Annotated in this window: 10 protein-coding genes and 1 pseudogene; 4 read left to right on the top strand and 7 right to left on the bottom strand. The window is 73.3% G+C overall.

Features of this window, described 5'->3' with window-relative positions; all coding sequences use genetic code 11:
- Positions 1 to 486: 486 nt before the first annotated feature.
- From ABD352_RS34895 to ABD352_RS34905, 3 genes are all read right to left on the bottom strand, one after another.
- Positions 487 to 957, bottom strand: a complete 471-nt coding sequence (locus ABD352_RS34895) for a PH domain-containing protein (RefSeq protein WP_344616790.1) — start codon at positions 955 to 957, stop codon at positions 487 to 489.
- 574 nt (positions 958 to 1,531) lie between these two features.
- The gene (gene mqnP / locus ABD352_RS34900) at positions 1,532 to 2,446 is read right to left on the bottom strand and encodes a menaquinone biosynthesis prenyltransferase MqnP (protein WP_344616791.1); all 915 of its coding nucleotides are present in this window, start codon (positions 2,444 to 2,446) and stop codon (positions 1,532 to 1,534) included.
- The gene (locus ABD352_RS34905) at positions 2,443 to 3,903 is read right to left on the bottom strand and encodes a menaquinone biosynthesis decarboxylase (RefSeq protein WP_344616792.1); all 1,461 of its coding nucleotides are present in this window, start codon (positions 3,901 to 3,903) and stop codon (positions 2,443 to 2,445) included. The genes mqnP and ABD352_RS34905 overlap by 4 nt, the downstream gene beginning before the upstream one ends.
- 154 nt (positions 3,904 to 4,057) lie before the next feature.
- Between ABD352_RS34905 and ABD352_RS34910 the strand changes: the two genes are divergently transcribed.
- The 3 genes from ABD352_RS34910 to ABD352_RS34920 are packed head-to-tail and all read left to right on the top strand — an operon-like array spanning position 4,058 to position 5,209.
- Positions 4,058 to 4,246, top strand: coding sequence for a hypothetical protein (locus tag ABD352_RS34910; protein WP_344616793.1), 189 nt, complete (start codon positions 4,058 to 4,060; stop codon positions 4,244 to 4,246).
- 11 nt (positions 4,247 to 4,257) lie between these two features.
- Complete coding sequence (locus ABD352_RS34915; protein WP_344616794.1) at positions 4,258 to 4,575, top strand: hypothetical protein; 318 nt, start codon at positions 4,258 to 4,260, stop codon at positions 4,573 to 4,575.
- 4 nt (positions 4,576 to 4,579) lie between these two features.
- Complete coding sequence (locus tag ABD352_RS34920; protein ID WP_344616795.1) at positions 4,580 to 5,209, top strand: UbiX family flavin prenyltransferase; 630 nt, start codon at positions 4,580 to 4,582, stop codon at positions 5,207 to 5,209.
- On the opposite strand, the gene ABD352_RS34925 is transcribed toward ABD352_RS34920, so the two are convergent.
- Positions 5,172 to 5,399, bottom strand: coding sequence for a BldC family transcriptional regulator (locus ABD352_RS34925; protein ID WP_344616796.1), 228 nt, complete (start codon positions 5,397 to 5,399; stop codon positions 5,172 to 5,174). The two genes, ABD352_RS34920 and ABD352_RS34925, sit on opposite strands and share 38 nt — an antisense overlap.
- Positions 5,400 to 5,584: 185 nt before the next feature.
- On the opposite strand from ABD352_RS34925, the gene ABD352_RS34930 reads away from it, so the two are divergent.
- A complete protein-coding gene (locus ABD352_RS34930) occupies positions 5,585 to 6,031 on the top strand; it encodes an Lrp/AsnC family transcriptional regulator (RefSeq protein WP_344616797.1) in 447 nt (148 codons plus the stop codon).
- A 6-nt stretch (positions 6,032 to 6,037) separates the two neighbouring features.
- Here the strand turns inward: ABD352_RS34930 and ABD352_RS34935 are convergent, their stop codons facing one another.
- From ABD352_RS34935 to ABD352_RS34945, 3 genes and pseudogenes are all read right to left on the bottom strand, one after another.
- Positions 6,038 to 6,643 carry a putative glycolipid-binding domain-containing protein gene (locus ABD352_RS34935; protein WP_344616798.1) on the bottom strand — a complete coding sequence of 202 codons (606 nt, stop codon included), beginning with the start codon at positions 6,641 to 6,643 and terminating at the stop codon, positions 6,038 to 6,040.
- Between the two features lie 45 nt (positions 6,644 to 6,688).
- The gene (locus ABD352_RS34940; protein ID WP_344616814.1) at positions 6,689 to 7,999 is read right to left on the bottom strand and encodes a DEAD/DEAH box helicase; all 1,311 of its coding nucleotides are present in this window, start codon (positions 7,997 to 7,999) and stop codon (positions 6,689 to 6,691) included.
- 111 nt (positions 8,000 to 8,110) lie between these two features.
- Positions 8,111 to 10,450 (bottom strand): annotated as a pseudogene (locus ABD352_RS34945) (hypothetical protein); the annotation flags it as partial.

Below are 10,450 nucleotides of genomic sequence, written 5' to 3' on the forward strand. Positions count from 1 at the left end.
GAGGCCGAGACGGCGGCGAGGCCGACCTTGCTCGCCGCGAACACTCCGAGCCCGGCGAACCACGCCCGTCGCCACGGCCGATCGCCGGGCCGGTCTTGGGGGTGTGCTCCGGACGGGCGCGCGAGGGCGTCGAAGCCGAGGGTCGCCAGCAGTGCCCGCCGCCAGCCTCGTTCGCCTTTCTCCGCCGGGGGGCCGGCCGCTCGGCCTTCGGCGCCGTCGCCGCTCTCGCGTGGTGGTTGCGTGCCGTGGCGGCTTTCGCGTGGTGGTTGCGTGCCGTCGTGGCTTTCGCGTGGTGGTTGCGTGCCGTCGTGGCTTTCGCGTGGTGGTTGCGTGCCGTCGTGGCTTTCGCGTGGCGGTTGCGTGCCGTTGTCGCTTTCGCGTGGTGGTTGCGTGCCAGCGGCGAGGTCCGGGGCGGGGGCGGTCAGGGCCGTCTCGCCCGCGGCGGTCTCGCCGAGGGCTGCGGGGCGCTCCTGCCGCCTCGGCCGGTCAGCCGCTCCCACCGATGGTCCGGATACGGTCGAGCTCCTCGGCCACGTCGGCCGGCCGGGCGTTCAGGTCGTACGTGCTGAGCAGGTGCAGCGTGTCGCCGGTGTCGATCTCCAGCAGCTCGCCGCGCAGCCCGCCGCGGCTGCGGGACTCCACGCGGACCCGCTCGACCTGCGACCACTCCACCCGGCGGTGGCCGGCGTACCCGGCGACGACGGTGAGGCCGTGCGCATCGGCGGCGAGCCGGACCGGGGCGAGCACGTCGCGCAGGGCGTAGCCGCCGGCCACCGCCGTGGCGACGATCGCGGCGCTGAGCGCGGCCGTGTCCTCGGCGAAGAACACCGCGGCAATCGCCAGCACCACGGTCATGGCGCACTTGAGCGCCATGAAGCCCGGCGAGACCCGCCAGCGCCCGTCGGAGGGCGCGGCCGGCGCCGGCTGCTCGTGCTCGGAGAAGGCACCGCTGCGCATCTGCACACCCCTACGATTACGCGACCCGGCCGCCGTGCACGGAGTAAGCGGCAAGAATCGCCTGCGGCATGAGGAAGCGGGTGAGCGCGACCCGATCAACGACCGGGCGCGCGCCGTACCGGCCCGGAAGCCTGCCCGCCAACGGCCTGTGAGCGTAGTGCATCGATATCTGGGCCGAGCCGCCGACGAGCACCCTCACCCACTGCCCCGCCCGGAGGCCGGCACACGCCCGTGCCGGACGCCCGGAGCACCAGGCCGCGGGGCAGCCGAGCCGTAGGGACCCGACCGAAGCCCGCCGGGCCCGCCGGAGTCCGGGTCCGGCCTTAGCGCGGTTTGCGGGCCTGCCGGAGGGCTGGGTCCAGGTCCGGCCGCGGCGCGGGGTGCGGGCCTGCCGGAGTCCCGGTCCGGGCGCGGCGCGGGGTGCGGGCCTGCCGGAGTCCCGGTCCGGGCGCGGCGCGGTCTGCGGGCCCGCCGGAGGGCCGGGTCCCGGCCGCGGCGAGGTCTGCGGCCTTTCAGCGGGCCTGAGTCCGGGTCCGGCCGCGGCCCGGTCCGCCGCGCCGCCCGGGGGCTCACGTCAGGGCCGCAGCCCGCCGCGCACGACCAGGTCGAGCAGCGCGAACACGAACAGGACGATCCCGACGAAGCCGTTGGCGGTGAAGAAGGCCCGGTTGACCCGCGAGAGGTCGCCGGGGCGCACGATGGCGTGCTCGTAGACGAAGACCACCGCGGTGACCAGCAGGCCGATCCACCACAGCCAGCCGAGGCCGACCAGCTGGCCGAACCACACGAAGAGGCCGAAGGTCACCACGTGCGCGGCGCTGGACAGGTGCAGGGCGAACGGCACGCCGTAGCGGGCCGGCACCGAGTGCACGCCGATGGTGCGGTCGATCTCGGTGTCCTGGCAGGCGTAGATCAGGTCGAAGCCGCCGATCCACAGCCCGACCGCGGCCCCGAGCACCCAAGCCGGGCCGGAGCCGTGCAGGGCGCCGGTGACCGCCAGCCAGGCGCCGACCGGGCCGACGAGCTGGGCCAGACCGAGGATGGCGTGCGGCCAGTTCGTGAAGCGCTTGCCGTACGGGTACACGATCAGCGGCACCACGGCCAGCGGGGCCAGCGCCAGGCAGAGCGGGTTGAGCAGGGCGGCCGCGCCCAGGAACACGACCAGGGCGACGACCGCGCCGGTCCACGCGGTGCGCACGCTGACCGCCCCGGTGACCAGCTCGCGGCCGGCCGTGCGCGGGTTCCGCGCGTCGATGCGCCGGTCGATGATCCGGTTGGCGGCCATCGCGAACGTGCGCGCGCCCACCATGGCGATCGTCACCAGCAGCAGGTCGAGCCAGCCGACGTGAGGCGTGCCGGCGGGGCCGGCCGTGGTCATCGCGGTCAGGGCGGCCAGGTAGGCGAACGGCAGCGCGAACACCGAGTGCTCGATCGCGACGAGCCGCAGGAACGCCTTGACCCGGCTCGGAGGTGCCTCAGTGAGCGTCACTTGAACCCATACTCTCTCCAGCGCTTGTCGACCCGCGCGACGATCTCGGGCGACATGACCATCTCTTCCGGCCAGCCGCGATGGTAGCCCTCGGCCGGCGTCTTGCGCGTGGCGTCCAGGCCGGCCTTGCCGCCCCAGAACTGCTGGTAGGAGGCGTGGTCGAGATGGTCGACCGGACCCTCCGTGAGCAGCAGGTCATGGGCGTAGTCGACGTTGCCGAAGGCCCGGAACGCGACCTCGGCGTAGTCGTGGACGTCACAGTCCTCGTCGACCACCACGATGAGCTTGGACAGCGACAGCAGGTGGGCGCCCCAGACGGCGCTCATCACCTTCTGCGCGTGCTTCGGGTAGCGCTTGCGGATCGAGACGATCACGCAGTTGTGGAACACCCCGGCGGCCGGCAGGTCGTAGTCCACGATGTCCGGGATCAGCAGCTTGAGCAGCGGCAGGAAGATCCGTTCGGTCGCCTTGCCCAGGCCGTGGTCCTCCTGCGGCGGCTTCGAGGTGATGATCGAGTGGTAGATCGGGTCGCGGCGCATCGTCATGCACTCCACGTGCAGCACCGGGAAGTCCTCGACCGGGGTGTAGAAGCCGGTGTGGTCGCCGAACGGGCCCTCGGGCAGCCGCTCGCCCGGCTCGAGGTACCCCTCCAGCACGATCTGGGCGTTGGCGGGCACCTGGAGCGGCACGGTCAGACAGTCCACCATCTCGACCCGGTCTCCGCGCAGGAAGCCGGCGAACAGGTATTCGTCGATGTCGGAGGGCAGCGGGGCGCTGGCCGTGTAGGACACCACGGGGTCGGCGCCGATCGCGATCGCCACGGGCAGGCGCCGGCCGAGCCGCTCGGCGACCGCGTGGTGTGCCGTCGAGTCCTTGTGGATCTGCCAGTGCATGCCCAGCGTGTTGTGGCTGTGCTGCTGCAGGCGGTAGAGGCCGAGGTTGCGCTTGCCGGTCTCAGGGTGCTTGGTGTGGGTCAGGCCGAAGTTGTGGTAGATCCCGCCGTCGTCGGGCCACACCTGCAGGCCGGGCAGCCGGTTGAGGTCCACCTGGTCGCCCTTGAGCACGACCTCCTGGCAGGGCGCCGTCTTCACGTGCTTGGGCGGCACCGACTTGAGCTGCATGAGCTTGCCGATGCCGTCGCGGATGCCGGACCAGCCGACCGGCAGCTCCGGCTTGACCAGGGCGCCGATCCGCTCGCCGACCTCGTTGAGCGACTCCACGCCGAGCGCCATCGCGGTGCGCCGCTCGGTGCCGAAGAGGTTGATCGCGACGGGCATGTCGCCGCGGGTGGGCCGCTCGAAGAGCAGCGCCGGGCCGCCGGCCCGCACCGTGCGGGTCACCACCTCGCTGATCTCCAGGTGCGGGTCGACGGGCGCGGTCACCCGATGCAGCTCGCCCGCCTTCTGTAGGGCGGCCAGGAACTCGTTGAGGTCTGCATAAGGAAATCCGCGCGCCATGCCGCCATCCTCCCAACCGGGTACGACATTTCCCGCAGCGGCCTCCGATCGAGCGGTCGACGGGACAGTGAGCGCCTTTCGTTTTGGTTAGGCGCCGCCGTTCCTCCGCCCCGATCACCCCCGCGATCCGAGGACCTCACGCCCTTATCCCTGCGTGCGCGAGCCCTGCGCCTCGGCGCGTCCCTTGCCGTGGCGGCGCTCGCTTCGTGCCCGCCGCCCCGGCACGTTCGTCACCGACGACGGCACCGAGGATGGCCACCCCGGCATGGCGGCCAAGCTGACCGCCGACGTGGCCGGCACCAAGCCGGGCGAGATCCGCGCCGACGCCGGCGCGGACGCTTGAAGGTCACCGAGGTGATCGCCAACGCGAAGGGCACGGTGTCCTTCACCAACCCGTACGAGTTCGGCGAGCTCAAGGACGACAACCCGGCCAACGATCTCGCCGAGGTGGTCATCAACGGCGGCGGGAACCGCGACGGCGCTCTGCCGCTCACCGGCGCCAACGCGGTCGCCATGGCCGGCACGGCGGCGGTGTGGCGCTGTTCGTGCTGGCCCGGCGCCGCAGGGTGGTACTCGTCACGCCCGCGGACGGCGGGGCGGAGTAACACCGCCGACACGGTCACGGCGGGGCGGTTCCAGCGCGGGATCGCCCCGCTGCCGTGGCAGAGTTGACGCCGTGCAGCGCAAGCCGTGGGTCGTCGGGGTGTCCGGGGCGTCGGGCACGCCCTACGCGGCGGCCGTCATCCGGGCGCTGTTCGACGCCGGCGAGGCCGTCGACCTCGTCGTCTCCCGCGCGGCACGGCTCACCGTGCTCGACGAGACCGGCGTGTCGTTCCGCGACGCGCACTGGAAGGACGACCTCGCCGCGTGGCTCGGTCGCCCGCTCGACGGCGCGGACGTGACCCATTGGCCGGCCGGCGACCTTGCCGCCGGTCCGAGCAGTGGGTCCTACCCCGTCAAGGGCATGCTGGTTGTGCCGGCCAGCACGGCCGCCTGTGCCGGCATCGCCATCGGACTGTCCAAGGACCTCCTTCAGCGCGCCGCCGAGGTAAACCTCAAGGAGCGCCGCCCGGTCGTGGTCGTGCCACGCGAGACCCCGGTGACACGTAGTCACCTGGAGCATCTCATCGCACTACACGACGCGGGTGCGGTGATCCTGCCCGCGAGCCCCGGCTTCTATGCCGCCGGAGCCGCGGCCACGGCCGCGCAGCTGGTCGACTTCGTCGCCGGCAAGATTCTGGACGCCGCCGGCGTGTCGCACAGCCTGTTCACTCGTTGGTCGGGTGAGCTCGGCCATTCCCGTTAGAGGTGTCATCCAGAGCCTCATCCCCTTCGAGCAAGGCTCTCACCTCCGATTCCCGGAACCGCCGGTGTCCACCCGGGGTTCGGATGCTACTGATCCGGCCAGCCGCGGCCCATCGCGTCACCGTCTTCGGATCGACGCGAAACAAGGCAGCGACTTCACCGGGCGTCAGCAGACGATCTCCCGTCTCCACGGCCCCTCCTTTACCCTGGGTGGCTCGCCGGGCCCGCGCACCCCCATGCTGCGAAGCTGAAAGCGCGAGTCATCCTGGGATGTACGCCCATTACAGCACCGCTGTCGTGCCGTGTCCGGGAAACGAGGAAAACGCACTTCTGGGTAATTAGCTGTGTTAAAACCCGGACCGTTAGGCTTGTCGCGATGGACTCGATCGATCGTCAGCTCATCGACCTGCTCCGGGACAACGCCAGGCTTCCATATGCCGAGCTTGCCCGGAAGGTCGGTCTCTCCGCCCCGGCCGTGCACGAACGCGTCGGCAAGCTTGAATCCTCCGGGGTGATCCGGGCCTACCGTGCCGAGGTGGAGCCCGAGTCGGTGGGCCTGCCCCTGACCGCCGTGATCGGTATCGTGCAGGACAGCAGCGGCGACACCGACGCCGTCCTCGACGCACTCCGGGCCCGCCAGGAGATCGAATCCTGCTACTTCATGGCGGGTGAGGAATCGTTTCTGTGCAAGGCGCGGGTAAAGAACATCGGCGATCTGGAACGGCTCATCGTCGACCTCAACCGGGTCGAGGGCGTGGCCCGGACCCGCACCACCATCGCGCTTTCCACGAAATGGGAGGGGCGCAACCAGCCGGCCGGCTGAGTGCCATCAGGCGAGGCTGGCCAGGCCCGGGTACTCCGCGACGTACCCGTCGCCGGTGAGCTCCAGGTCGGCGGCGAAGTTCTCCGAGCGGTACCGCACGAGCCGCGGCCCGAGCACCTCGTAGCTCTGCTCGAGGGGGAGGACGGCGAGGCTCGGTAGCAGTACCCATGCGGCCTCGACCTGCGCCTTGGTGCCCTGCTCTGCCTGCAGCAGACCCAGGCGCCGCACCGGCAGCGTGTTGGTCAGCGGCGAGTTGTACAGGTCGAGGTCGAGGACCGAGTGGAGCCGGTCCGGCTCCTCGATGCCGGGCAGCGGCGCGGTGGGCAGGACCTTCTCCAGGTCGCCGACCTCGCTGGTGGTGACCCGCCAGCGGCCGGCCGCCCGCTCCATGCGCAGGGTGCGCAGCCAGCCCGCGCCCTCGACGGTGACCTCCAGCCGCGTGCTGGCCCACGACTCGTCCGCGTGCAGCTCGTAGCGGCAGGTGTACAGCGCGTTGTCGGCGGCGAACGTGACCCCCTTGGCGCGCAGCCCGCGCCTATCGTCGAGGGTGACGAACTCGCCGCCTGCAATGTCGGTCCGTTGCCAGGCGAACGCCCGCGGTAGCACGGTCATGCCGGGACCGTATCCGACCGCGGGCATTTACGCCTCGCTCTGCCGCTAACGACTGCGGGGTGGCCGCCGATCGTTCACCCGACGCCGGTACGGCGGGTGGTTGGCCGCGGTGTGACTGGCTACGGAGCTGGGTGCGGAGATTCGCACCGGCACGCCGCTGGGTTGGCGGGCGCCGGTGACCTCGGCCAGCGCCGGGTCGCCCGCGCGCACGCGCAACTCGGTGGGGGTGACCCCGGCCTTGGCCAGCAGCGCCGCCGCCCGCCGCCGCTGCCGGGGCAGCACCAGCGTCACGACCGTGCCCGCCGCCCCGGCCCGCGCGGTGCGCCCGGCCCGGTGCAGGTAGTCCTTCTGGTCACGGGGCAGGTCGACGTGCACGACCAGCGACACGTCGTCGATGTGGATGCCCCGGGCGGCCACGTCGGTGGCGACCAGCACGTCGACCGTGCCCTCGCGGAACTCGGCCAGCGTGCGCGTGCGCACCCGCTGCGTCTTGCCGCCGTGCAGCGCGCCCGCCCGCACGCCGACCTTGGCGAACTGCTCGACCAGCTCGTCGACGGCCAGCTGCGTCTTCACGAAGAGGATCGTCCGGCCCTTCCGGGCCGCGATCGAGGCGGCGATCGCCACCTTGTCGTGCGGGGGCACCAGCAGTACGTGATGGTCCATGGAACCGACCGAGGCCACCGGCGGCTCGATCGAGTGCGTGACCGGGTTCACCAGGAAGCGGGTGACCAGGGTGTCGACGTCCTTGTCCAGGGTCGCGGAGAACAGCAGCCGCTGCCCGCCCTGCGGCGTCTGGGCCAGGATCTCGGTGACCTCCGGCAGGAAGCCCATGTCGGCCATCTGGTCGGCCTCGTCGAGCACGGCGATCTCCACCGCGTCGAGCCGGCACGCACCGCGCTTGACCAGGTCTCCGAGGCGCCCCGGCGTGGCCACGAGGACGTCCACGCCGCGCTCCAAGGACCAGATCTGGCGGTCGTACGGCACCCCGCCCACGGCCGTCTTGCAGAACAGGCCGAGCACCTTGGCCAGCGGGGTCAGCGCGTCGTTGACCTGCATCGCCAGCTCGCGGGTGGGCACCAGGACCAGCGCCTTGGGCGCGTGCGGCCGGGAGCGGCCGGAGACGGCGAGCCGGGCGAGCATCGGCAGGCCGAACGCGAGGGTCTTGCCCGAGCCGGTGCGCCCGCGGCCGAGCACGTCGCGGCCGGCGAGCGCGTCCGGGACGGTCGCCGACTGGATCGGGAACGGATCGGTGATGCCCTGGCCGGCGAGCGCCCGCACCAGCTTGGCGGGCAAACCGAGCCCGGCGAAACCGGGGTCTTCGTCTTGTTCGAACGATGAGAGCTCGAGTTCGAACAGTGAAGGAAATGAGCTGGGGTCAGCGGGCAGCAATGAGCTGGGACCTTCCGATTGGAGAACGGCTCAGCGTAGCCGATCCCAGGGGTGCGGTCCCAGCCGTGGTGCCGCGGCTCACTTCTTCTTCGGCACGCTGCTGAACGTGTCGTTCATGAAATCTCTGGCGTAGGTGACGGCGAGGTACCCGCCGACCAGCAACACCACCACCAGAACCGCGATGATGATGATCACCCGCAGGTTGCCGGACCTGGCCGGCTCCTCGTCGTCATCGTCATCGTGCTCCGCGGTGCCCTGACTCAGGATGTGCCCGGTGAGCGAGCCGGAGTTCTCGAGCGGACTGCCCCCGCCGCCGGTCGAGTCGGACGACGATGCCACGCCGCCCTTCCCGCCGTACACGGTGCCGGCGGAGGCCCGCTCGCTGCGGGCCCACTTCCCATAGGCGCCGGCCGCAGGGGCCGGCTCGGATGCCTCCTCTAAAGCAGGCTCCTCGTCGGGCGGAGGGATGGCGGGGGGCTGCTGGTGCTCCGGCGCAGGCTGAGCGGGCGCCCCGGTCGTCGGGTAGACGCTCCCCGGCGCGCGGTTGGCCGGCGGCGGGAAGTCTCCGCGACCGGGCCAGTTCTGCGGTGGTACGTCATGATCCTTGCTCTCCGTTCCAGGTGCACCGGCCCCGGGCATCGGCGGCGGGGTCCACGCCACCGGCTCGGCCCCCCATGCCTGCGAACCAGGCGGAGCGGCCGGCGGGGTCGACGCCGGCGGCTGTCCCCAGCCCTGCTCGGCCGGCGGGGTAGAAGTCGGCGGTTGTCCCCAGCCCTGTTGCGCGGGCGGGGCGGACGCGGGCGGCTGTCCCCAGCCCGGCTGGGCCGGCGGGGCGGACGCGGGCGGCTGTCCCCAGCCCGGCTGGGCCGGCGGGGCAGACGCGGGCGGCTGTCCCCAGCCCGGCTGGGCCGGCGGGGTCGACGCCGGCGGTTGTCCCCAGCCCTGTTGCGCGGGCGGGGCGGACGCGGGCGGCTGGCCCCAGCCCTGCTGAGCCGGCGGGGCGGACGCCGGCGGCTGGCCCCAGCCCGGCTGCGCGGGCGGCGGCTGCCATCCCTGCTGGGCGGGCTGCTGCTGCCCCCAGGCCGGCGGCTGTCCCGGCTGCGCGGGCGGCGGCTGCCATCCCTGCTGGGCCGACGGGGCCGAGGCGGGCGGCGGCTGCCAGCCCGGCTGCTGCGGGTGGGCGCCAGGGTGCTGAGGGTGGGCGCCCGGCTGCTGCCAGCCCTGCTGGGCCGGCGGCGGGTTCCATCCGGGCTGCTGCGCGGGCGGCGCCGAGGCGGGCGGCTGCCCCCAGCCCGGCTGCTGGGCGGGCTGCCCAGGCTGCCCAGGCGGCGGGTTCCAGCCCTGCTGCGCCGGCGGGGGCGCCTGCCAGCCCTGCTGCTGCGGCTGCCATCCCGGCTGGCCGGGCTGCTGCCCCCAACCCGGCTGGCCGGGCTGCGGCGGCTGCCCCGGGTGCCCACCCTGCGGCGGCTGTACGGGATGCCCGCCCTGCGGCGGCTGCCCCGGGTGGCCGCCCTGCTGACCCGGCTGCCCGGGCGCGCCCCAGCTCTGCTGGCCGGGGAGCGGCGTGACGTACCCGGGCCGCGGGTTCCACCCCGGCTGGGCGGGCTGGATCTGCTGCCACTGCGGCGGCTGCGGTTGCTGAGGCTGCGCGGCCCCGCCGGGCGAGTCGTTGTGTCCCCAGGGGTGCTCGGCGGACGGCGTCGTGTACGACGGTGCCGCCGGTGCCTCGGCCGCCTTGCCGCCCTGGTCGTCGTCCTGCGCCGCCTCGCCCGGCAGCGCCGGGGGCTCCTCGGCCACGAGGAACGGCGAGCTGGACACGGGCGGGGGCGTCTGTTCGTCGCCGCCGAACGGCGCTGCGGGCCGGGCGTCGGGCACGCCGTAGGCCGGCGCGTCGTTCCCCCCGAACGAGGCTCCGGGCCGGGCGTCCGGCACACCGTATGCGGACGCGTCGTTCCCGCCGAAGGAGGCCGCGGGCCGGGCGTCGGGCATGCCATAGGCCGGTGAGTCGTTGCCGCCGAAGGCCGCGGCTCCGGGTCGGGCGTCGGGCACGCCGTAGGCGGGCGCGTCGTTGCCGCCGAAGGAGGCCGCGGGTCGGGCGTCGGGCATGCCATAGGCCGGTGAGTCGTTGCCGCCGAAGGCCGCGGCTCCGGGTCGGGCGTCGGGCACGCCGTAGGCGGGCGCGTCGTTGCCGCCGAAGGAGGCCGCGGGCCGGGCGTCCGGCGTGCCGTATGCGGGCAGCGGCGGCGGACCGGCGATCGCCCCGGGCATCTGAGACAGCTCGCTCGGCAGCGGCGGCGGCGTCGCCGACCCGGGCAGCGGCGGAGGGGTGCCAGGCAGCGGCGGCGGCGTGAAGGCCGATCCGGGCAGCGGCGGCGGCGAACCCGGCAGCGGCGGGGGCGTGCCGGGCAGCGGCGGCGG

It is taken from the genome of Dactylosporangium salmoneum (assembly GCF_039532525.1).
Classification (GTDB): Bacteria; Actinomycetota; Actinomycetes; order Mycobacteriales; family Micromonosporaceae; genus Dactylosporangium; species Dactylosporangium salmoneum.